This window comes from Variovorax sp. PAMC 28711 (assembly GCF_001577265.1).
Lineage (GTDB): Bacteria > Pseudomonadota > Gammaproteobacteria > Burkholderiales > Burkholderiaceae_C > Variovorax.
On record NZ_CP014517.1, the window covers coordinates 237,698 to 258,560 of the forward strand.

Annotated in this window: 22 protein-coding genes; 1 reads left to right on the forward strand and 21 read right to left on the reverse strand. The window is 61.2% G+C overall.

The genetic code is table 11. From position 1 onward, the window contains the following. The first annotated feature begins 39 nt into the window (after window positions 1-39). Window positions 40-663 (forward strand): HNH endonuclease signature motif containing protein, encoded by a 624-nt coding sequence (locus AX767_RS20840; RefSeq protein WP_082754737.1) that lies wholly within the window; start codon window positions 40-42, stop codon window positions 661-663. Here the strand turns inward: AX767_RS20840 and AX767_RS01290 are convergent, their stop codons facing one another. The 21 genes from AX767_RS01290 to AX767_RS01390 all read right to left on the reverse strand — a co-directional run bounded on the left by AX767_RS01290 (window position 664) and on the right by AX767_RS01390 (window position 20,155). Further along, on the reverse strand, window positions 664-1,140 hold the full coding sequence (locus AX767_RS01290) for a hypothetical protein (RefSeq protein WP_068628008.1): 477 nt from the start codon (window positions 1,138-1,140) through the stop codon (window positions 664-666). Then, window positions 1,137-1,661, reverse strand: coding sequence for a hypothetical protein (locus AX767_RS01295; RefSeq protein WP_068628009.1), 525 nt, complete (start codon window positions 1,659-1,661; stop codon window positions 1,137-1,139). Before AX767_RS01295 ends, AX767_RS01290 begins: the two co-directional genes overlap by 4 nt. Before the next feature lie 120 nt (window positions 1,662-1,781). Beyond that, window positions 1,782-3,695, reverse strand: a complete 1,914-nt coding sequence (locus AX767_RS01300) for a hypothetical protein (RefSeq protein WP_068628010.1) — start codon at window positions 3,693-3,695, stop codon at window positions 1,782-1,784. After that, the gene (locus AX767_RS01305) at window positions 3,692-6,550 is read right to left on the reverse strand and encodes a phage tail protein (protein ID WP_068628011.1); all 2,859 of its coding nucleotides are present in this window, start codon (window positions 6,548-6,550) and stop codon (window positions 3,692-3,694) included. The genes AX767_RS01300 and AX767_RS01305 overlap by 4 nt, the downstream gene beginning before the upstream one ends. Window positions 6,551-6,773: 223 nt before the next feature. Next, on the reverse strand, window positions 6,774-7,205 hold the full coding sequence (locus AX767_RS01310) for an NlpC/P60 family protein (protein ID WP_068628012.1): 432 nt from the start codon (window positions 7,203-7,205) through the stop codon (window positions 6,774-6,776). Continuing rightward, window positions 7,202-8,059, reverse strand: a complete 858-nt coding sequence (locus tag AX767_RS01315; protein WP_068628013.1) for a DUF2163 domain-containing protein — start codon at window positions 8,057-8,059, stop codon at window positions 7,202-7,204. Before AX767_RS01315 ends, AX767_RS01310 begins: the two co-directional genes overlap by 4 nt. Then, window positions 8,056-8,973, reverse strand: a complete 918-nt coding sequence (locus AX767_RS01320) for a hypothetical protein (protein ID WP_068628014.1) — start codon at window positions 8,971-8,973, stop codon at window positions 8,056-8,058. The genes AX767_RS01315 and AX767_RS01320 overlap by 4 nt, the downstream gene beginning before the upstream one ends. Further along, complete coding sequence (locus AX767_RS01325) at window positions 8,970-11,462, reverse strand: phage tail tape measure protein (protein ID WP_068628015.1); 2,493 nt, start codon at window positions 11,460-11,462, stop codon at window positions 8,970-8,972. The genes AX767_RS01320 and AX767_RS01325 overlap by 4 nt, the downstream gene beginning before the upstream one ends. Further along, a complete protein-coding gene (locus tag AX767_RS01330) occupies window positions 11,462-11,728 on the reverse strand; it encodes a hypothetical protein (protein WP_068628016.1) in 267 nt (88 codons plus the stop codon). The genes AX767_RS01325 and AX767_RS01330 overlap by 1 nt, the downstream gene beginning before the upstream one ends. 8 nt (window positions 11,729-11,736) lie before the next feature. Continuing rightward, entirely contained in the window at window positions 11,737-12,105 is a 369-nt protein-coding gene (locus AX767_RS01335) for a hypothetical protein (protein WP_068628017.1), read from the reverse strand. Further along, window positions 12,105-12,755 carry a phage tail tube protein gene (locus AX767_RS01340; RefSeq protein WP_068628018.1) on the reverse strand — a complete coding sequence of 217 codons (651 nt, stop codon included), beginning with the start codon at window positions 12,753-12,755 and terminating at the stop codon, window positions 12,105-12,107. Before AX767_RS01340 ends, AX767_RS01335 begins: the two co-directional genes overlap by 1 nt. Before the next feature lie 80 nt (window positions 12,756-12,835). Then, a complete protein-coding gene (locus AX767_RS01345) occupies window positions 12,836-13,237 on the reverse strand; it encodes a DUF3168 domain-containing protein (protein ID WP_068628019.1) in 402 nt (133 codons plus the stop codon). Continuing rightward, window positions 13,234-13,776: an HK97-gp10 family putative phage morphogenesis protein gene (locus tag AX767_RS01350; protein ID WP_068628020.1), complete on the reverse strand. Its 543-nt coding sequence runs from the start codon at window positions 13,774-13,776 to the stop codon at window positions 13,234-13,236. Before AX767_RS01350 ends, AX767_RS01345 begins: the two co-directional genes overlap by 4 nt. Then, window positions 13,769-14,068: a phage head closure protein gene (locus AX767_RS01355; RefSeq protein ID WP_168164793.1), complete on the reverse strand. Its 300-nt coding sequence runs from the start codon at window positions 14,066-14,068 to the stop codon at window positions 13,769-13,771. The genes AX767_RS01350 and AX767_RS01355 overlap by 8 nt, the downstream gene beginning before the upstream one ends. Window positions 14,069-14,094: 26 nt before the next feature. Further along, window positions 14,095-14,589 carry a head-tail connector protein gene (locus AX767_RS01360; RefSeq protein WP_068628022.1) on the reverse strand — a complete coding sequence of 165 codons (495 nt, stop codon included), beginning with the start codon at window positions 14,587-14,589 and terminating at the stop codon, window positions 14,095-14,097. Then, window positions 14,586-14,825, reverse strand: coding sequence for a hypothetical protein (locus tag AX767_RS01365; protein ID WP_068628023.1), 240 nt, complete (start codon window positions 14,823-14,825; stop codon window positions 14,586-14,588). The genes AX767_RS01360 and AX767_RS01365 overlap by 4 nt, the downstream gene beginning before the upstream one ends. Before the next feature lie 13 nt (window positions 14,826-14,838). After that, window positions 14,839-16,029, reverse strand: coding sequence for a phage major capsid protein (locus tag AX767_RS01370; protein ID WP_068628024.1), 1,191 nt, complete (start codon window positions 16,027-16,029; stop codon window positions 14,839-14,841). An 18-nt stretch (window positions 16,030-16,047) separates the two neighbouring features. Then, window positions 16,048-16,917, reverse strand: a complete 870-nt coding sequence (locus AX767_RS01375) for a head maturation protease, ClpP-related (RefSeq protein WP_068628025.1) — start codon at window positions 16,915-16,917, stop codon at window positions 16,048-16,050. A gap of 3 nt (window positions 16,918-16,920) precedes the next feature. Then, complete coding sequence (locus tag AX767_RS01380; protein WP_068628026.1) at window positions 16,921-18,201, reverse strand: phage portal protein; 1,281 nt, start codon at window positions 18,199-18,201, stop codon at window positions 16,921-16,923. Continuing rightward, a complete protein-coding gene (locus AX767_RS01385; RefSeq protein ID WP_068628027.1) occupies window positions 18,198-19,730 on the reverse strand; it encodes a terminase large subunit in 1,533 nt (510 codons plus the stop codon). Before AX767_RS01385 ends, AX767_RS01380 begins: the two co-directional genes overlap by 4 nt. Continuing rightward, the gene (locus AX767_RS01390; RefSeq protein ID WP_068628028.1) at window positions 19,712-20,155 is read right to left on the reverse strand and encodes a hypothetical protein; all 444 of its coding nucleotides are present in this window, start codon (window positions 20,153-20,155) and stop codon (window positions 19,712-19,714) included. The genes AX767_RS01385 and AX767_RS01390 overlap by 19 nt, the downstream gene beginning before the upstream one ends. Window positions 20,156-20,863 lie beyond the last annotated feature (708 nt).

Genomic DNA, 20,863 nt, shown 5'->3' on the forward strand with positions numbered 1-20,863 from the left:
GATGCGGGCTCTAACCAATCCGACTGTTAAGGAGTCTTCATGGCTAAGGTCAATCGTACCTGCGAGCAATGCTCGGCAGCGTTTCTTACAAAGCCTTCTGTTGTCGCAAAAGGAGCAGGTCGCTACTGCTCACACGCCTGCAGTTCTGCAGCAAAGAGAAGAACCGAGCCGCTGCCGCTAGGTCTTACGGCGCAGCAACTCAAGGATCTTTTTTCCTACGACACCGAAACTGGCCTTTTCACTCGGCTCCGCGATTCGAACAATCAAGCGAAGGCGGGCGATGTTGCAGGCTCGCTAACTCGGGAGGGCTACCTATCGATCTGTATCAATCGACGGGCTTATCTCGTGCACCGCCTTGCTTGGCTCTACGTCCATGGCGAGTGGCCGCAGCACTGCATCGACCATCGAGACGGTGTGAAATCAAACAATCGAATCGCCAATCTTCGAGACGTGCCGCATGCAATGAATGTGCACAACAGGCACAAGCCGAACCGTCAGAACACTTCAGGGTTCTTGGGTGTAGTTAAGCAAGGTGAACGCTTTTGGCCCCGCATCAACATCAAAGGCAAGATTCGGGTCTTCCCATCGCATGCAACCGCTGAAGAGGCCCATGCTGCATACGTTGAGCTGAAGCGAAAGCACCACGAAGGGTGCCTTCTGTAACTACTTTTCGCCCAAGGGAACGACGCCCGAGCTGGGCGGGCTGATCGGCGCACCGGCGCGCAGGTCATCATTCGCGCGGTCGAGCTTGCTGTTCACCAGCTGGCTGAGTCGGTTCACGAACGCCACGCGCGTCCAGCCCGCGGCGAGGATCACCACCAAGCGCACTTCGCGTGTGATGAGGTTCGGATAGACCGACGAGATCGCCCACATCAGGAAGTAGGCAATGCCGCCGACGATGAAGGAGACGACCAGGTCCTTGCGCGCTTCCTTGAGCACGCTGTAGACGACCACGTTCTCGCTGGCGAGCGTGAAGATGGTGCGCAGCACGCCGGCCAGCAGGCCAGCAGTGGCGCCCCAGATCAGCGACTCGAGGTCGAACGCCTTCATGTCCTGCGAGAACGAGGCGGCGTAGGCGACACGGGTTGCGCAGACCGCCCACATGAACAGCAGCACGTTGACGGTGAATTTGTTTTTCATCGGATCAGACCCATCTCGCGGGCGTACTCGCGCAGCTGCTGCGCGTTGAGGGACACGGCGTAGATCAGGGCAAGAAAGAGCGACTCGAAGCTCTGCCGGCCGTACAGCACAGAGATCGGCCCGGCGAAGTCCAGAGGCTGCGCCAGCACCGCCAAGTAGATCCACGTCAGCGCGCTGATGACGGCGGCACCGCATGCCATCAGCCGCGGCGTGCGGCAGGACAGCAGACGCGGGAGCACCAGCAGAGAGACGAAGTGCGGGATGGTCAGCAGGATCGACACCACGAACATGCCGCCGACGAGCCATGAGTAGTGCCCGAGTGCTGCAACCTTGAACAGCGTCGACGCCGGGATCTGCAGGATGTACATGACCGGGCCGATGAGGTCGTTCATGAAGCTGAGCGTCACGAAGATGGTCAGCAGGCGCACCTCGATGCGGTTCTGCTCGACGTCGTCGGGCACCGCAGCAGCTGCGACGTCGCGGCGGAACTGAGCCGGATCGGTTGGGACGACGCGGCTCACTTGCTCACCCTGTTCTTCCACTCGCGCACTTTGCGCCAGTTGTTCACGAGCCAGTTCAGCAGGAAGGTGTAGATGGTGGTCATGGGAAGCCTTTCAGGCTAGGCTGGATTTCTGGAGCGGCTATCCGACTACTTCGGTCGTGACGATGTTCGCAACCCACTTGATGGTCGTGGTTGCAGCTCCAGTGACTTGAATCTCCAGGCTGCCGAGCGTGGCGTTTGCCACCGCCGCCACACTCCAGGCCGAAGCGCCTCCAATTGCGGCAACCGTAGTCACGGTCGGCGTGCCGTCGATCGCAGTCGTGGCGGCACTGGCGCCGCGCGAGATTGCTCCAGTGATCTTGAAGACAGCCCGGTCACCGAAAGCGCTCACCTTTGCGGAGACGATGCACTCGAAGCCGAACATCGAGTTGTTCGGCAGGAGTACACAAGTGGTGGCCGATGGCGCGGAGCCGTTGCCAGAGACAGCCGCTGGCGTGGCGCTTGTGGTGGTGAGGCGGTGGATGTAGCTCTCGGACTGCGAATCACCCGCTGAAGAAAAGCTGCCGGCGGCGCGAGCGACTGAGCCTCGGGCCCTGGCGCGTGCGAAGGACCCCATGGCTACCGAGGCAGCGCCTTCCGCAAGATTGGACGAACCCCCAGGGATAGCCGACGAATCCCCGCTCGCAATGTTCTGACTTCCGCCGCCCACTGCCGCGTTGTAGTTTGTGGCTTGGTTGCGGTCGCCTCCCCCCACAGTTCCGTAGTCTCCGCCCGACGTTTGGTTGCTTTCGCCACCGCCGATCGTCGATTTGACACCGTTGGCCTGGTTCGAATTGCCACCTCCGATGCTGCACAGGTCGCTGCCGATAACGTTGACGGTGCCTCCGCTGATGACGCAGTTCGTGACGCCCGAGCCAATCGAGTTCCCATTCCCGCCAGCGATGACGCCACCACCGCCTGCCGCAGTGTTGTTCCGGCCACCGCCGATCACGGAGAACGAAGCAGACGCTACCTGCGCTGCAGCGGTGCGGGACATTTGCCAGTCCACAGAGTTGGACCCTCGCTTTCCGCCGCCTGCGGTCAAACTGTCGGCAACCTGCGCGGAAATAGCGCCCGTTCCTTTAGGAACAATGGCCGCGTCGATGTTGGTTGCAGCGTTCGTCGCGGTGAAGGATGATACGGGTACTGTTCCGTTCGGGCTGGCAGTGTTCAGTGCCTCCGTCCAACTCGTGAGACCACCGCCGCCACCCGGGACCGCTTGCCAGGTCGGGGCAACACCGGCGCCGTTTGCCGTCAGCACGTATGTGGCGGTTCCAGCAGCCAAACGCCCAGCAGCTCCGGCTGCGCCGGCCACGATGAGATCGCCGACCGTGGTCATGGGATTGGCGAACCCAGAAGCTGCAGCAGCCCAACCAACTGCGCCGCCGATCACCGTCAGCACTTGCCCGTTGCTACCAACCCCCAAGCGGCCTGGTGCACCCGAGGCCCCACCCAGGATCAAGTCCCCGTTCGTGGTCATTGGGTTTGAGAACCCGCCGCCCGACGAAGCCACCCACGTTGGCAAACCAGCCGTCAGCGTCAGGACATAGCCATTCGTGCCGACTCCAAGCCGGGTCGGTGTTCCGCTCGTGCCGCCATAGATGATGTCGCCCGCAGTGGTCATCGGGTTCGTCATCCCGCTCCCGCCGCCTGCTGCGCCGATGGCCTGTCGCTTGTCTGATGTGCTGGCAATCGTGAAAGTTGATGCTCCAGCCACCAGCTGATAGAGCTGCAGGTAAGTGCCCGTGTTCAGCCAGTTGGTCGTATTCGTTGCTGCCGTGACAACACCGGTCGTCTTGTGTGCCACGACGTAGTTCGTCGCACTGGCCGTGAGTGCGACCATGCCATTGGCAACCGTCACGCCGTTGAATTCCCCGCCTAGGTAGCCGAGCGTCAGGCCGGTTGTGCTAGATGGATCGATGCCATATAGCGCTGCAGGCGCGACGCTTCGGAAGTTCTCGTTCACGCGCGCCTGCCAGCCAAAGGCGGCAAGGATGTCTTGAAGGATGGTCATACGGTTGCCTGGAGTTCGTGGCCGGTGCCGACGCTGTCGGAAATCTGGGATACGCGCACGAATGCGGTGGCGGAAGGAGTAATGCCAGCGGCGGTTTGCTGCGCTTCGGTGATCGTCGGCGTGGTCGTTGCGACCGTCGCAAGCAAGGTCGTGAACGCGCCGGACGTGTAGAAGCGCCACTGATACGCCTCGCCGGCTTCGCCCAGAGGGACCGACCCGGTCGCGTTGTTCATCGTGAGACGAGAGCGACGGTCGATCTGGATGTCGCGGTTGACGAAAGCGCGGCGCGCGTTGACCGGGCTGAGCGGCATCAAACCTTCGGCCGTGTTCGCGTAGGTCTGGGACAGCGCCGAGTCCTGACTGCGGCCCTTGGTGACGGCGCGATAGCTTTTTACGGAACCCACGTCGCCGAGTGGCATGGGCGGCCGCAGGATTCCGGCAATTCGAAGAAGCACGATCGTGTCGCCGGCCTGGTGCGTTCCGGCGAAGCGCTCAGTGCCGAACAGCCCGCGCATGTGACGCGACAGGATGTAGCGCCCGCCTCCCAGGCTTGCGCCGAGTGCAGAGCAGCCGATCTCCCAACGGCCCGGTGCGCCGAGCGCCCAGAACTCGCCACCGTTGACGAGCAGCACGTCGCGCGTCACGCTGTTGAAGACATCATCGCCAAGGTCCACCGTAATCAGGTTGGTCTCGTCGATCAATTTGCGCGACCACGCACCCAACGCAGTTTCAGCAACACCGATCGGCGCCGAGGCTGAAACCGTGCCTCGTGGCACCAGAGTGTTGTCGTCGTCACCGACAAGCAACTCGGCAGAGGCCGGGACGTCGCCATAGCTGTCCAGCGCAGCGTAGATGCCGGCATCGTTGTCTGCATCGCGCAGAAGCGGGATGTCGAGGAGCTGCAGGCGGGTCGGTGCCGCAAGGGGAGCCACGGCCTGTCCCGAGTACTCCGACCCACCCACTGCGGTCTGTCCGTAGATCGCGGCATTGGCCGGTACGCACTCACCCTCGATCAGCGCGCCGGTGTCCGTCAATTTGCTCAACCGCCAATCGGACAGGACCCCTTTGGGGTATTCGAATGTCACCACGTCGCCAGCACTCAGGCAGGCGAACTTGCGCGACACCTTGAAGCTGCGGCGATTGCGGTCGTTCCATGCGTCGTAGAGCGCCCTTTGGGCCAGCGTCGCCGCGACGCCGGCATCGACGGACATGGGCAGATCAAGCGTCGAGTCCATCACCGAATCGGTGACCTGGCGCATCGCCTTCTCTGTGCCGGTCTGGTAGTCGAAGTCCTTGTTGATGTAGCTCACCGACACGCTACGCGGCAGTTCTGCTTCCTGCCCGCGCGTCAGCGGCATGGGGTCGCCCGGCTCGCCGCCGTCTTCTGCGCACCCCAATTCGTCGTAGCCGATCGTCGCGACCGAAACGAGATTGGCGCGGTGGAAGAACTTGATCTTCCCATCCTCTTCCGTCGCGTCGATCGCGAACGCCGTCATCAGCGGCTGGATGTTGGCGCGCGCGCTTGCAGGGTTCGTGAGCGTGTACCCCCAGACGCTGCCGCTAATGTCATCCAGGTCGTACTGATCAGCCGTCAGGCCGGCGCGTGTGCACTGCTCGTCGAGGATGCTCGCGATGCTCGCTGCATTGGGTTGGATGCCTGGTAGGCGGTAGACCATGACCATGCGCGAAGCACTGACGATGTAGATCGCCGCGTCACTCATGCCGATTGAAAGACTGGACGAGGTCAATGCGCCGACGCTGACGGTCCTTCCGGACGCGGAGAAGACGCCGCTCGTCATCTTGTATTCGGCCACCAAGCCGCCAAGATTTGCAGCCCACACGGTCTGGAAATCGTTGTCGGCAATGCCCACCGCTTCTGGAGAGATGTTCACAGCCGAGACGCCATATCCAAGAGCGCCGACTGGCAGGGAAGGCGAGACCGTTCCTTGTCCGATCAGCACTCCGCCCACACCGAGGGCGTACCACTTCGTGATGTCCACCAGCGCAGACGCCGAGGTGAAGACCAACATGGTTTTCTGATCGATAGAAAATACCAAGCCGGTAAGCACTTCACTCGAAGGGGCGGACGGATCGAATGTGACGAAGTCCGGGCCGGCTTCGGTGAGGTATCCCCTCAGTGTCCCGTCGGCAAGATTTCCACGATAGGTTCGAATGTAGAGATCGCCCAGCATGCCGGCCGCGTATGGCCCACCGAAGTCAACCGGCCAGCGATCCGTCTCTGAGCGCGCTTCTGTTGCCCAGTAATCGCCTTCGCCGCTGTAGACGCGCGTCTGCGTGATCGGAGTGGTGGAGTTGACCGTCCACATGCCGACGCGCACCGATGCATTGTTGACTTCGTAGATGACCGGTCGTCCGACGCCAGCGTCGGTGAAGGTTCCCTCGATGGTGCGATCCAGCAGGCTTCGCGGCCCCAGAATGGAAGAAGCCCTGCACAGCTCAAAGGAGAACTGCGGAACCCTCCCGCCTTGGCATTCGATGATGTTCAGGCGCACAGAAACCACACCGCGATACGCCGGAACGTTGCCGACGCCGTGATAGGTCTCTTCGATGTAATCGGGCATCTGGTCTTCGTGCCCTTGATACAGAATCAGGAACGAATACGGGCTCTCCGCTGTCGCCAAAGCCGAGCCGATCGACACGCCGTTGGACACGTCATAGATCAGCTTGCCGTCCTGCCAGATCTTGCGGATGGCGACTTCCGAACCATCGGCAGGCGTGGCGCACAAGACATGCCGCATGTGCACGAAGTACCGATAGCTGGTGTTCTCCGTGCCGCCGCCTTTACCTGCAGAGGTGGTGAACGGGAGTTCGATCTTGTCGGTCGAATCAACCACGTTCCCGCCAGCTCGAACCGTGCCGTAGATGGTCGGAATTCCGATTCCGTAGGTGGAGACGGTGACCTTCTGGTCATCGATCCGCGGGCCTTCGGTCTTGACGGGGCCATCCAGCGCACCGCCGACGACCCCGCCCAGCGTTGCCCGAGTGCGACGTAACTTGCACCACCCGTGAAGTACCCGAGGACCGCCCCGGCGATTGTCCCGAGTGTTCTGTTGTCGCTCATGCTGCTACCTCACGGAATCGAAAGCAGCCGATGACCCGGCATTGCTCCTGCCGCCGCCATGCTTCGTTGAAGGCGGTTTCATCCACCTTGCGCGGGTGCATCGAGCGTGCGTGCAGCAAGGAAAGTCCGCCGTGCGGGTAGGTGCCGAGAATGCCCATGTGACGTGCGACCTTGTATTGCAGGCAGACCACATCACCCGGCTGCATATCCGTCACGCTGACCATGTGCGCTTTGCAGTAGACGAGCATCGCGTCGTCGATCGGAAGGGGCGCGTAGTCCACTGGAAGCTCCGGATTCGGCAGGCCAAGGATGTCGCGCGTGACGATGACCAGACCGATACAGTCCACCGCGTCCCGGCTGCGGCCTTGATGGCGGTAGCGGACACCAATCAACTGGCGAGCGGTTGCTTCCACTTCGGCGCCGGTCACAGGTTGCTCCCTTCGGTGCCGCCGAGGCCGAGCACCTTGTCCGGGCCGGGCACATATGGAAAGCCGCGGAAGTTCAGGATGTTCGCGAACTTCGTCTTGCAGTCCTCGATCACGCGCTTGCGGCATCCGGGAATGACTGTGTAGGTGTCGCCCGCGGCCACGTTGAATGGCATGGGCAGATTCAGCGCAAAAGCTGGCGAGGTGTAGCTGTTGACCTCCATCGAGAAACCGGCATTCGCACCTGTGACCCAAGTGATGACGCCCGCACCGAAGTAGTCGGCTGCATAGCCCGTGGTGGTGGTCGTGAACGCTTGCCGTGACGTGACCACGGCAACCGTGCCCGCAACACGCATGGCTTCGACGTTGACCTTGCAGCGCGCATCGCCGAGGTTGGCTGTGCAGGTCTGGGTGTAGACCTCCCCGACGACTTGCTGTAGGGCTTGTGCAAGCCCGCGCACTTCCGCCTTGAAGGACGACCGGCCAACGCTCACATCGCCGAGCGTGCCAGTCTGCAGGATCATCCAACCTTGCGACAGGTCGCGATAGTTCACCTCGAAGATGAAGACCTGCGCGCCATCCCAAAGCCCGCCGAGGATGTCGGCTTCGGTGGCGAAGTCGGTGTTGAGCGTGCCGTCGATTTCGGAGTTGGGGACCGCGGCGCCGACTTGCTGCTCGAGCGCGGTAGGCGTGACGCCGAGGCGGGAGACGTACAGCTCGCCGTTGACAAGCAAGTCCTTGGCGCAAGTCGTGACGGTGACGATTTCGCCATCGGTGCGGGTGAAGCGCCAGCAGCGCGCGAGCGTGGTCGAGCCGGCCGCCTGCGCTGCGGCCAGAGCGATGGAGCGCGTCTTCATGCTTCGCGGACTTCGATCAGGGGAATGGAGGGCCCGGATACCAGCCGATCGTCGAAGTCGCCCGGGCGCATCAGATCCCACTCGATAGCATCGGTGGCGAACTGCACCGGCGTGTAGAACTCGCCGGTCCAGGTGAGCGCCTCGTCCGGCTGCGGGTACTTGCGCCCCTCACCGCTGATGTTGATCGCCTTCCCGGCCGTATTGGTAGCCAGTGTGTAGATCGACCCCACTATGGCGGTGATTTGATGGCTCTTTGCGTTGAGCAGTGCCGCGTCAGCGCCCGTTATGCCCTGAAGCCAGAGCCGGCCGCCGACCACGAAGCCGGGGATTGCCGTGCCGAGGTTGATGCTGGTTGTCGCACCGACGGTCACGCCAGTAACCGTTCGGGTTGCGTCCGGCACGAACGTGACATAGACCGGTGCAGCGCTGATGGCGATGTTGCCAGCGCTTCCACCCACCACGACCGGCGTGCCGCCCCGCTTCACGGCCGGAGCGCCCTTGGGCCGAGTCACAGCGCGCGCCCGAATGCGGGTGGAGCTGGCGGCCTTCTTCACCTGCCTCAGACCGTACAGCGGGCCACCGTTGCCGAAGCCCGGAGTGCCGAACTCCACGGCCAACATGTACCCTTGGAGGGCGCCGTTCGTTACGACTGAATCCTTCGGGTCTTCGATCAGGAAGCCGTAGGCTCCGGAGTCGGTCACTTCCCAAACGCCTTCGATCTGCTGCCACTTGGCAATCGACATCGCCTTGATGCCAATGGTGTATTCCTGCATCGTCACATCACGCACTACGTTGGCCGAGGCGTATCCACCCTGGTTGACAGTGCGGTCGTTCTGGCGCGTTTGCCGCCCAGAGACTCCAGCGAGCACCACATTCCGCGGAAGGATTACGTCCCCGTAAACGATGATGCTCATGCGTTCCTCTGCGCCCGTTGAATTGCTCGGCTTGCAGCAAGGGCCGCCTGGTCAGTGGTGCCCCGGTCAGTGCCCGATGCAAAGGATTGATTGATACTGACGACAGTTCCGCCGCCTGCCTTGTGGTTGGCAGTGATCTGCGTATTGCGCCCACCGTTCATCAGGTATTGCTTCCCCTGATAGTCCAGCAGCTCAGGGCCGTTCTCATTGACCCGAACCATCTGACCTGGCGCGACGTTTCCGCCAGAGGCTTTGCCGAAGAGTGAGAACAGGCTGGAAAGCAAGCCGCCACTGGACGCGCTGCTGCCGACGTTTCCGGTGCTCTTCAGCAACTCTCCAAGAGGATCGCTTCCGCCGCCTCCCAGTTGGCCGCCGAGAAGGCTGGCAAGAGGCCCAGTGATCTGCTGCTTGATGACGATTCGCGCAACGTCTTTCAGGATGGAATCGACCAGACCTTTGAAGTTGAGCTTGCCGGTCGTCACAAACTCCACGAGAGAGTCTTCCAAGCCCTTGAAGGCACTGCCGACCAGCGATTCCATTTGCTTCGCAGTGTTGGCCGACTCATCCGCATAGTTCTGAAGAGCTTCAGCGGCGCCAGTTGCCCAGTCTTTCGACGCAGCGTCCAGCGATGCGTAGTACGCCTTGTATGACGACAGGGCCTTAGCCTGGAACTCGTTGATGATGCCGAGTTGCGCGTCGAATTGCTTCGCAGCATCAGGCGTGAAGGTGCCAGACAGCTCGGCCTGTGCGCGTTGGTTCTGGAGGTCCTGCCGCTGCTGCCGGTACTTGTCCTCGATCTGCGTGATGCCTTGGTCGAGGCCGCGCGACTTGTTGCCTTTGCCCAGGCCTGCAAGCTCGCGCTCATAACCGCGGTTCGTCGTGTCGAAGAAGTCCTGAGCAGCCTGCTGGGCCGAAAGGATGGCCCCCTTGATCTTGGAGTAAGCAGCCGTCTGCTGGATACCGAGAATCTGCGCCTGCGTGGTCGCGTCCTCTTGCACTTTGGTCAGCTTCGCCTGAGCGTCCGCGATCTTCTTGTTGTTGTCGATGGCGTCCTTGCCCGACAGGTTCTCCTGCTGCAGGCGAGCGATCTGCTTTTGCAGCGCGTCCTCTTGGGCGGTTGAGGTCTGCGCAAGAAGCCGCTGCTTCTCGGCGTAGTACTGCGTTTCGTCCTTCAGGCCAGCCGAGCGCAACGCCTCGAGGATCTTCTCCTGATTGGCGTATTGATTGGTGACTGCTTCCTGCGCGTTCTTGATCGCGTCGAGATCGGAAGCCAGTTGCGCTTTCGCTTCTTGGGCCGCGCTGTTGTCGGTCTTGCCTTTGCCACCGGCCTTCACTGCACCGGAGAAATTGATCTTCGGCTTCTCCGGTGGCTTGCCGTTCACCAGATCGACGCGCCGCGGGTCGGTAGCATTGAATGCCGCGCGCTTGGACGCGGCCAGCGTTTCGTTGTAGGACTGAACAAACGTCTTGGCAGCGGCCTGGCCTGCCTTGCCCATGCCGTTCTCGTCCAGACCGTAGCGCTCGCGGAAGTCAGCACCTGCCTTGCGCGCACCGGAAAGATCAAAGCTCGCAGCCTTGCCGATGATCTCGCCGGCCGTGCCAACGAAGTCGACGATCGCCTTCAACTCACGCGCGCTTTGCGTCACGTAGTCGATCATGCCGGCCAGGGCGCGGCCGGTCGCTTCGGCGAAGGATTGAACGCCCGTGCTATTTCCGAGGCTTGTTGCGGCCTGCTGAACGTTCAGGAACTCCTTTGCCGCGGTCACAAGGACTTCACTCAACGCATTGATCGCTGGCAAAAGGTCCGTGGCAATCGCGCTGGCGTACTGCTTCAGTTGCGATTGAAGAACAGCCTGCTTGTCGAGGTAGTCATCGGCGAGCTTGATCTGCTCGGCGGTCAGGATGTTGGTGCGCCCTCCTTCCGCTTCCAACTCTTTGAAGACGCGCAACTGCTCAGCGCCAGACTTTCCGAAGAGGGCCATTGCGATGGCGACCTTTTCGGTGCCGTCAGCAAAGCCGTTCAGCGAGTTGCCAACCTTCTCGAATTGGTCAGCCGCGCCGAGCTTCTTGAAGTCATCCAGACTGATACCGATGGCTTGAAGCGCAGCCCCGGCCGCCTTGCTTTCATCATCGACTCCGACCAGGTTCTTGGTCAGTTTGTTCATCGCGCCGGCAATGCTTTCGACGCTAATGCCGGCGCCATCTGCGATCGTGGCGAACGAAGCCAGGTTTGCCGCGGTGTCGCCGGTCATTTCGGCCAGGTCCTGGAACTTTCCAGCACCCTCGAGCAGCTTGTTGAAGGCGGCGCTTGCAGCAATCGCGGCTCCGCCAAGCGCCACGATGGCGCCTGTGGATACGAGTGCTGCAGTGCGAATGTTCTCGCCAATCGCTTCACCGAAGCGGCGTGCATCGACCTCAGCTTTACTCAGGCCGCGCGTGTACTCCGCAGCATCGAGCCCGAGCTTGACGACGAGTTGACCGACTGCCATTACTTGCGCCCCTGCCCGAGCTTGCGAACGCCTGCACCTGCAAAGGACGCGATCTCATGCGCTGCGGTGTCGAGCTCTTGTTCCAGGCGCTTGTTGAACATGTCGAAGTCACTCATTCGGGTTTTATTGCCGTTGACCTGCGCCAGAAGGTTTGTCATCTGGATCAGTAGCAGCTCCAGCCTGCGAGGCCAGAGCGGGCCGCGAACCATCCACAGGGATAACTCGCGTTCCGTCATGTCATTGACCGCCGAGAGCGGCCACCCCATCGACTCGGCTAGATCGAGCTTGAATCGGTCGCGGGGGGTGAGACGTTTCCCAGGTCGATCGCCTCGGCCTCAGTGGTTGCGTTCAACTTTTCGACGGCGCCATTGATGACACTGATCGCGCTGAGCGGCAGCCGGTTGATGGCGAACAGGTCTTCTGGGCTTTGCGGATCGAACAGCAACTCACCGCCTTCATCGCAGAGGACGCGAGCGATCGAGCGCGCGGCCTTCAGCTTCGGATCGGTGTCGTCGTTGAAAGACTCGATGTCGCCTACGGTCAGCGGCTTGACATAGACCGTGCCCCAGCCGTCAACCTCGATGGGCGAGGGTTTGGGGTTGGCGGTCGCCAGGATGCGGGCTTTGAGGTCGGCCTTGTTCATTAGGCCGCCAGCACGAAGACTTCACCGGTCAGCTTGAGCTGCGTAGAGCCGGTCCACACGCCTGACACAGCACCCGAGAAGCTGGACTGCTGGACGGAACCGATCATGACGATCGTGCCGCCGCCGTTCGGGAATGTGATGCGAACAGCGACTTCGGTTCCCGCCTTCTTGGCGGCTGCGAATGCAGCCTGGACAGGAGTGTTCGGCGCGAAGTTGTAGTTCAGGGTAAGGGTGCCGCTGTCCGACAGACCCGTCTCGAACTCCTTGGCAGTCGAGCAGATCGTCGTGACTTCAATCTCGTCGGTCGTGCCGTCCTGCTGGTCAACCCCAGTCAGTTCGCAGAACGTTGTGTAGGTCAGCGGTGCAAAGGTGCCGCCGCTGACATAGGGCGTGTACCCGGTGGCGTCGACGCCAGCCAGTTCGAAGTCATCCGTGTCCGGGTTTTCGACTACATAGAGGTTGTCGTTGAGTTCGGTCATGCCAACAACGGCAGCGATGCGCCCGACTGTGCCGAGCGCGAGCCCGTGTGCAGTCGATGCCACCAGCGCCGGATCGGTCTGATCGACGTCCGTGATGGTTTTTGTGGAACCGACTCCGGTGCTCACTTGGAGCGATGAGCCTTGAAACTTCAGACGTTTGCCTGCGGCCATTTGGACCTTCTTTCTTTCGGGAATGAAAAAAGCCGCTCAAAAGCGGCTGGTTGTGATTGCCCAAAGGGCGGAGGGGAAACTTAGGGGGTGGACAGATAGACCACGTAATCGAGGCTCAAGCGGTTAGTCTTCGTCTCTGCGTCGAAGTCATCAAACTCGCCTTCCCAGACATAAAGCGGAAGCAGATCGCGCATCGCCGTGCGAACCGAATCGCCCAAGGTAGCGAAAGCGGTCGGGCCTTTCGACTCAAGATCAACTACATCGATCTGAACTCGGTAATCGGCCGTCTCCGGACCGCCATCCCCGCAGATGTCAAGGTTCGGCGAAGTGCTGACAAAGGTGTAGCGAATAGACGGCCACACAGGCAAGGCCGGGAGTTGCGGGAAGGTGTTGCGGTAGATTCTTGCCTTACCGTCACCACCAGTAACAAGCGCTTTAAGCTTGTTCACAATGACAAGGGCCACATCCGTTTTGTTCGTCATGCGTTGGCCTTCTTAAGCCGAGTCTCTATGCGATCCTTGATGGCTGCGACGGCTCTCTCTTTATTAAGGTCGTAGGCCGGACGAAGAAACGGCTGTGCAGCCATCTTCACGGTTCCGAACTCTATGAAATTCGCGTAGAAAAAGTCTCCGCTTGACACGTAGTTTTCCTTGCGCCCCAAAAGCTTTTTGGCGCGGTAGGTTTTGCCGCCGGATGTAACTGGAGCGATTGGGCCTTGAAGTTCCACAACCGCCGCTCTGGACTTGTTCGTGTATTTCTTCATTTCCCGGGTGGAAACAGTGACGATGTGCTCACTAGTCAGGCCCAAGCTTTCAGCCTTTGGCAACCGCTTTACCACAATGCCTTTTTTTAGTGCGCCGGTCTTTACTGGCGCATTCGCTTTAGCAGCGTCCCGGATCACCACAGCGCCGGCCGCAGTCGCAGCTCGAGCAATGCGGTTCACCATATCTAGGTTCAACGTCTTGAGCCGTTCTCCTAGTTCGCGCAGACCGTCAACCTGAACCGTGACCGACTTAGCCATCGTTCTGCCCCGTCACGCAAACCAGATCGACGTACTCGCGGCCTTGCTGGTCAGGCAACACCTGCTCGAGCTGGTAGACCAAGCCACGGTGCAACAGGCGGCAGGTCTGGTCGATGTCTTCCCTGTAGCGGAGGCGGATCGATGCCTTCGTGGTGCCGACCTGCACTTCATTGCGGATGGCTTCGGCACCTGTCGTGTTGCGGAAGTTCGCCCACAGAGTGGCGAGCAAGACCCACGTCACGATTTCACCGCCGAGCGGGTCGTCCACGATGGTGCGTTTCTCTATCGTCACGCGTCGGTCAAGCGCACCGATGTTCATCAGACACCCAAGCCCGCACGGAGCGGAAACAGCACGTACCCGGAGCCGTTGGGCATCTGCGTTGCCGTGACGCCCGTCACCACGTCCTGCCGGTTTTCGAACAGGTGCCCGAGGATGAGTAGTGCGCCGGCTTCGAAGAGCGGCCAGCGTTCAACATCTTCCTTGCTGATGCCAGCGTAGGTTTCCCAAGCCGCCGTTCGCGCCTGGCGATATGCCTCGCAGGCGTAGTCACGGGCGGCGCAGCGCGCGCCATGGTCTTCGATGGCATCGGCCGCAGTGATCGCGTCGGCATAAGCCGCGCCGGCAGCCGTCAGCGAAGCTGGGACGGCAAGGATCGCAGCACTCAGCGACGCGGCATCGACGAACACGCGCCGATTGATGAATTGGGCAGCCGCCTTTTCGGCTGCGTCGAGCTTGCCCTGCACTTGGTCGTCGGGATAGTCCGACTCCAGACGCAAGTGCGCTTTCGCGGTGGGCAAGTCGATGAGGCTCACTGCTTGGCTTTCTTCACAGTTTTCGCCGCAGGAGCAGGCGCAGCGGCAGGAGCCGCGGCCTCACTGTCTGCGCTGTCTTCCTTCACCGCCACGGCAGCGCCGGAGTCGATGAAGTGCTGGCCCCGAAAGCTGTCCATCAGGACAACCGTCCCGGCGCGCGGGTCTGGCTTATTGAATTTAATCAACATGTTTTTCTCCTTGGATGGAAAAGGCCCGCCGAAGCGGGCCTGTTGCATGGAGCGTGATCGATCAGGCCACGTTGCCGAAGTCGCCGTAAATGAAGGCTTCCGGGCGATACACCGCGAGAGCCAGACGCTCTTCCGCGAGGATAGTGACCATGTTCTTCACGAAGTCGTCTTCGTTTTCGGTTGCAACTTCGACGCGCGCTTCCCAGCGGTCGAACACTTGCGCGCCGAGGCGGAATGCACCGGTCAGAAACTTGTCCACGGCGATTGCTTGCGTCTCGACCACCGGCAGGTTCCACAGGCTGGCGCCGATGCTGCCCTGCGGGTTGCCGATGATGTAGCGACCGGTCGTGTCTTTCAGCAGTTCAATGCGAGCCCAATCGATCGGGTGCATCACGATGCCGGTGGCTGGGTACTCCGCAAGGAACGCCTGCAACATCGCGAGGCGGATGTTGTCGATGTTCGTTTCGGTGCCAGCCGGATCGAAAGGAGCCGAGAACGCCGTTGCCTGCGGGATGATGCCCAGCAGGTTTGCGCCGGTGCCGTTGCCGTTGAGCAGTTGCAGCTCTTCGGCAAAGCGAAGACCGTAGCGAAGGCGGCCGTCGATCATGCTTGCCAGCTGCGAGGCATCGTCCAAGATCTGGCGCGAGGCCTTCACGAAGTGAGCGATGACCTTGGCGCCGGTCTGGATCAGGTCGTACTTCAGCGTCGACTCGGGCTTCTTCGCCGCCTCTGCCACGGTAGCCGCGTTGTTCGTGAAGCCGGTTTCCTTCACGTACTCCAGCGTGTTGCCATCCATGCGGCCGGGCGTGATGAGGTCACGAACGGTCATGCGGCGCTCAGGCGGGGTGATGACTCCACCGATGCGCGTCGGGCTGACGTTGTCGCCAGCCGAGCCGTCAGCGTCGGTGGTGAGCGACGTGATCGCAGCCTTGATGGTCATGTCAACGCGACCACGCGGGCGGGTCTGGCCGGCGAAGGCCTTCCACTGGTCGGTGCCGACAAACTGCTCGCCAAGCGACTGGTGCTGAACATCGCCGCCTGCGCCGTTGGCTTCGATCTTCGCCAGGGCTTGCTCTGCGTTTTGCAGGCTAGCTTGCAGTTCGCCGTGCTTCAACAGCAGGCCGTCCACCTTGGCGACGACTTCCTTGTTTTGCTCGGAGTTTTTGGCGAAGACCTCGGCTTGTGCCTTGATCTGGTCGCTGACTTTCGTCAGGCTGGAGTTGATGACTTCTACGTCTTTTTCGATGGACATGATGTACCTCTGGAGTGTTTAAGTAGCGGAAAGGAGAGATGCGGCGAGAGCCGCGGTGCTGCTGAAAGAATCGGGCGCGAGCTCGATTCGTCCGGTGGGATCACCCTCACCGCTGCCAGCCGGATCACCCGCACTGGACTTGATTTCACTGATAAGGCGCATGGCCTCGGACTTCGGCATACCGCTCGCACGCAGACCCGCTTCGATGCGGCGCGCTGCAGACGCGGTGGCTTTGCCCGAGCCCTTTTCAATCTGGTCGGATGGAAGCAGTTCATCGGCGAACCCGCCTTCGACAGCAGCCTCGCCGCCGATCCATGTTTCCGAGTCCATCAACTTCGCCATTGCCTTGGATTCGGCGCCGGTACGGGCGGCATAAATGCTCGCCATGGCATCGTCGAAAGGCTTGAGCGTGTCGGCGACTTCGGTCAGGTCGTTGCGGTTGCCGATCGCCATCACCCAGGCGTTGTGGATCATGAGAAAGCCGGCGCGTGCAATCTGCACCTTGTCGCCAGCCATTGCGATGACCGAGGCGGCCGATGCAGCCAAGCCGAGCACCTTCACGGTGACTTCGCCGTCATGCTCGCGCAAGAGGTTGTAGATCGCCAGGCCTTCGAACATGTCGCCGCCTGGGCTGTTCACGTTCACGGTGACCGGGCCTTTGCCCATCGCGCGCAAGGCACTCGCCACGCGCTTCGCAGTGACTCCCTCGCCGCTCCAGTAGTCGTATCCGATGACGTCATAGACGCTGATGGACCGATCCACTTCGCTGTCTGCCGCTGCCGCCCGAACGCCCGAATTCCATCGGTCCAGCGCGCGGGGTTGAACCTGGCTGCTGACGCCCGCGCAGGGGCGACCCTCCGGCGCACCCGGAAGTGATTTGATAGTCATCGGTCAGTCCTTCTTTTCGTCGGAAAAGCCCAGGAGCGCGCGCAAAGCGGCTCGGGCCTGGATCACCTCTGTGGGCGCACCGATTGCGTCCAAGGTGGTCATGGCGGCTTGCACGGTCAAGACCGCTGCATTGCCGCCCATGGGTTCTCTGTCTTCAAGTTCGCGGATTTCGTCTCGGCTCAAGATGCCGTTGTTGACCATCGCGCCATAGAACGCGGCGCGGCCTGCGCTGTCTGCGCGCAACAAGCCTTCGACCGCGAATTTCGGGTAGTAGCGCGTCCGTTCCGCAGGTGTCAGCAAATCCTTGCTGATGGCTTGTTCGATACGCTTGAGCCAAGGGCCAAGAGTGAACGTCAGGAAGCCGATCATCTGTTGTTCGATACCCGTCCCCCAGCTCGTGGACTTCTCGGTGTGGCCGACCATCCAAGGCGGCACCCGAAACCAGCGGCAGATCGCTTCCACAGAAAAAGAGCGCGACTCGAGCAGCTGGGCATCGGAGGGCTTGATGCCCAGCGTTCCGACATCGGTCCCGCCTTCCAGCAGGGGGGCCTCACCGCGTTCGATAGTGCCCAGCAGATTGCGCTTGAACTCCGCGCGCTGTTCGGGCTTCAGGAACGCGGTCATCTTGTAGTAGATGGTCTGCAGCATCCCGTTCTTGAACGTCTTAGCCGCGGCCTTCTCTGCTGCTATGGCGCTACCGAAGACCTTGGCGCCGTAGCTCACTACGGAGACGCCATTGATGCCGTCGAGCGTGAACCCTGGAATCATCCAGATGCGGTCCTCCGGGATCTGGCGCATCACACCGTTTGATCGCGGGTAGTTGTAGACCTTCCGCCCGCTGCCGTTGCGATTCACCACCAACTTGTCCGGGTCCAAGAAAACCAGCCCAACAAGCTTCGAGCCAACATAGAGTTTCTCGGCACGGCCGGCGCCGCGGAGCAGCATCGCAGCGACCATCGCTTCCCAGAAGACGGAAGCGGTCGAGTCGGCGTTCGGCTGGTCATGAATGACGAACTGAAGCGCGTGCTGGCTGGCAAGCTTCTTGCCGGTGGTCGTCTTCTCGTACATCGACAGCGGAAGCGTGGCAATGGTTTCGGAGATCAGGCGCACGCACGACCAGACCGCATCCACCTGCATCACCGTGCGCGGCGTGACGGCAACGCCCGTCTCCACATCGTTTACGCGGTCGTACAGCTCGGAATCGCGCAGCGAAAACGAACGCACCCAGCCGTCGATAGCTGCGCGGACGCGGCTCACGACGCCTTTGGGTTTGTTGATCTTCATGCGCGTCCTGAAATCATGGGGTTACTGAGCCAGTCACTGAGACTGCCCTCTTCGTTTGCGGCGCTCGGCATCACGCCAATCGCCATTGCCAAGGCCACCATGCCGTCAATGCGACCGGTTTCCTTGCCTTTGATGAACTTCCGGTTCTCTGCCGGGTCGGTTTGCACGGTCGCATTCGCCGCGCACATGGTCAGCACCGGGTGATTCCCGTGCTTCAGTTTCTTGCCGAGCAGCATCGACTCGAGCGAGCGGATGGCCGGCGACATGCTGGCGAAGCCCTGGCCGAAGTCGATGAAGCGTGCCAACTCTTCTTCGGTGAAGCCGGCCTTCACAAGCCACGGCTTCAGGAACCGCATGTTGTAGCGGTCGAAGGCCAGAGCACGGACGTTGCAGCGATCGAAGACGCCGCGCAGGTGCTCTGCGATGAACTCGTACTCGATCGAGCCGCCTGGCGTTGTTTGCAGCAACCCTTGCGAAGCCCAGAGGTCATATGGCACGCGGTCATTTCGCGATTTCTCGGCCAATCCGTCCTCCGGCAGCCAGAAGGTGGGTTGCACATCACCCTCTTTCGTCGCCAAAACAAGTGCGGTCAGGTCCGAAACGCTTGACAAATCAAGCCCGCCGAACACTTCCTGGCCGTCCAAATCCTCCGGCTGTGCCCCGTTTTGCTGCCAGATCGCACGCGCAATGAAGGGGTTTCGTGCCTCGACGCGCTGATTCAGGATCAGATTTCGGTACGAAGACTCCCGGCTCGGCATGCGCTTCGCATCGCTGGCCTGTCTTGCGACCTCTTCCTTGTTCATGAAGTCATCGAAGTGCGGGTTCGCAGCCCGGATGGCTTTCTCGCTGAACGGGTCCATGTCCAGCGGTGCCGTGCACAGCTCGACTTTGTTTCTCGGCTCTGCGCCGGTCAAAGCGTCGTCGATCAGCAGGCTCAACAGGTCGGCATCGGTTGGCGCCTGCGTGCTGATCACGATGGAGAGCGGTTGCTCCTGGGCTGCAGACGCCGTTTCCAGCGCTTCGTACAACTCAGACCGCGGGCCTTTGACCTGGCCGAGCTCGTCGTGCACCACGAAGACGGGCGACAACCCGTAGGCGGTCGACGCATCAGCACTCAGCGCGCGATACAGCGTGCCCAGGTCAGGGCAGAAGAGCTGCTTCCCGCTGTCCCGTATCGTCACGACACCTGACAGATCAGGCGACATGCGGACCACCTTCGCGGCCAGCGAGAACAGGATTGCCGCCTGCTCCCTCGATTGCGCCGCGCTGTAGAGCTGGCTGTTCGGCCGAGCCTCGGGGCCGCACAAGTGCAGCAGCAGGAGGAAGGACGCGAGTGCCGTCTTGGCATTCTTGCGCGCCATCGACAGGATGAACGTGCGCGTCGGCGTGTCGTAGATCCGCTTGATCCACTTGCGCTGGTGCTTGGTCAGGACAACCTTCTTGCCTACGAACTTGCCTTCAGGGATGCGGCAGAAAGATTCAATCCACTGGATGTTCGTGTCGCCGCGCTTCACGCCGGCAGTTCCCATGGCTTGCGCTCTTTCGACGCCCCGCCCTTCAGCGTTCGTGCAACTGTCTGTTGATCGATGGCCTGGCGGGTGATGCGAAGCCGAGTAGCCAATGACGATGCCGCCCGGCTCTCTCGCTCCGCCATCCCGAGCAATCGGTCGTAGCGCTTCAACCCTTCGTCATCAGCCATCCAGGCGCGGTCGAAGTTCGCCAGCTCGTCCGCTATCACCCGGGCCTGCACCACATGCCGGCAATACAGCTCAAGCAGCGGCGCATGCGTGGCAGTGAATGCCTCGGCCGGCTGGTCGTTGACCATTTCAAGCCAGACGGTGCGCTCGGCATCGCTGATGTGGACCGCAGGAGCTAGTCTTTTGACAAAACTGATAGGCGCAGCAACCCCAGCAACTTCCATCGAAGCCGCTGATTTCCTGCCGCGTTGCGCCATTTACGTTAGTGCTCGTTTACTTTTTTGGTTAGCTTTAGGACAGGAAGGGATGGGCGGCGGTTTCCATGGGGGTGCTCCCAGAGTTCCAACCCGCCCCCCCCCGTTGTTTCTACGCAACGTCTCGCATATACAACGTATCATTTATACAACGTTGTGTGTGCGCAACGCACCGTCTTGGTGCGCATAGACGTAAATGAGATCGGTTCTCATAGGGGCCAGCCATCGGCACCGACTCCGCGCCTCTCCGTCCATCCCATGTCCTGTGCAGTCTTCTTGCGATGACAGCCTTCAGGACCGTTGCAGAGCACCTGAGTGTTCTCTTCTGTGTCGTCGCCCTTGCCGCCGTCTGCCTTCAGCGCCTCTCTGTGATCGAGGTCAAAGCCTGATGGGTAGGCGGTGAGGCGCCCGCACATTGCGCATCGAGGATTGGAACTCCACACCCTAAGCCGCCGTTTCTGGAGCTTCCGGCCACGTATGCGGCCATCGGTGTTGTCGTAGCGAGCGGTCATGCCCGATAGCGTTCGTCCTGCATCGCAGGCAAGTAGCGCCTCACGTTGTCCCCGAGCGTTGTTACCTCGATCATGTCGACCGAGCGAGCCATGGGTTCGGATGCTTGGGGTGCACCACAGTTGATGCATACGGCCTTCACCGGTTCGGTACGGCAATAGGCACATACCGGTGAATATCGTCTTGGCCGCGGTGGCACTG

What these genes read in the sequence shown, in the direction of transcription:
- AX767_RS01340 (WP_068628018.1), bottom strand. Translation starts at nt 12,755, where the DNA reads ATGGCCGCAGGCAAACGTCTGAAGTTTCAAGGCTCATCGCTCCAAGTG.
- AX767_RS01350 (WP_068628020.1), bottom strand. Translation starts at nt 13,776, where the DNA reads ATGGCTAAGTCGGTCACGGTTCAGGTTGACGGTCTGCGCGAACTAGGA.
- AX767_RS01330 (WP_068628016.1), bottom strand. Translation starts at nt 11,728, where the DNA reads ATGGGGTGGCCGCTCTCGGCGGTCAATGACATGACGGAACGCGAGTTA.
- AX767_RS01300 (WP_068628010.1), bottom strand. Translation starts at nt 3,695, where the DNA reads ATGACCATCCTTCAAGACATCCTTGCCGCCTTTGGCTGGCAGGCGCGC.
- AX767_RS01335 (WP_068628017.1), bottom strand. Translation starts at nt 12,105, where the DNA reads ATGAACAAGGCCGACCTCAAAGCCCGCATCCTGGCGACCGCCAACCCC.
- AX767_RS01380 (WP_068628026.1), bottom strand. Translation starts at nt 18,201, where the DNA reads ATGAAGATCAACAAACCCAAAGGCGTCGTGAGCCGCGTCCGCGCAGCT.
- AX767_RS20840 (WP_082754737.1), top strand. Translation starts at nt 40, where the DNA reads ATGGCTAAGGTCAATCGTACCTGCGAGCAATGCTCGGCAGCGTTTCTT.
- AX767_RS01345 (WP_068628019.1), bottom strand. Translation starts at nt 13,237, where the DNA reads ATGACGAACAAAACGGATGTGGCCCTTGTCATTGTGAACAAGCTTAAA.
- AX767_RS01315 (WP_068628013.1), bottom strand. Translation starts at nt 8,059, where the DNA reads ATGAAGACGCGCTCCATCGCTCTGGCCGCAGCGCAGGCGGCCGGCTCG.
- AX767_RS01385 (WP_068628027.1), bottom strand. Translation starts at nt 19,730, where the DNA reads ATGGGAACTGCCGGCGTGAAGCGCGGCGACACGAACATCCAGTGGATT.
- AX767_RS01290 (WP_068628008.1), bottom strand. Translation starts at nt 1,140, where the DNA reads ATGAAAAACAAATTCACCGTCAACGTGCTGCTGTTCATGTGGGCGGTC.
- AX767_RS01325 (WP_068628015.1), bottom strand. Translation starts at nt 11,462, where the DNA reads ATGGCAGTCGGTCAACTCGTCGTCAAGCTCGGGCTCGATGCTGCGGAG.
- AX767_RS01375 (WP_068628025.1), bottom strand. Translation starts at nt 16,917, where the DNA reads ATGACTATCAAATCACTTCCGGGTGCGCCGGAGGGTCGCCCCTGCGCG.
- AX767_RS01320 (WP_068628014.1), bottom strand. Translation starts at nt 8,973, where the DNA reads ATGAGCATCATCGTTTACGGGGACGTAATCCTTCCGCGGAATGTGGTG.
- AX767_RS01370 (WP_068628024.1), bottom strand. Translation starts at nt 16,029, where the DNA reads ATGTCCATCGAAAAAGACGTAGAAGTCATCAACTCCAGCCTGACGAAA.
- AX767_RS01390 (WP_068628028.1), bottom strand. Translation starts at nt 20,155, where the DNA reads ATGGCGCAACGCGGCAGGAAATCAGCGGCTTCGATGGAAGTTGCTGGG.
- AX767_RS01365 (WP_068628023.1), bottom strand. Translation starts at nt 14,825, where the DNA reads ATGCAACAGGCCCGCTTCGGCGGGCCTTTTCCATCCAAGGAGAAAAAC.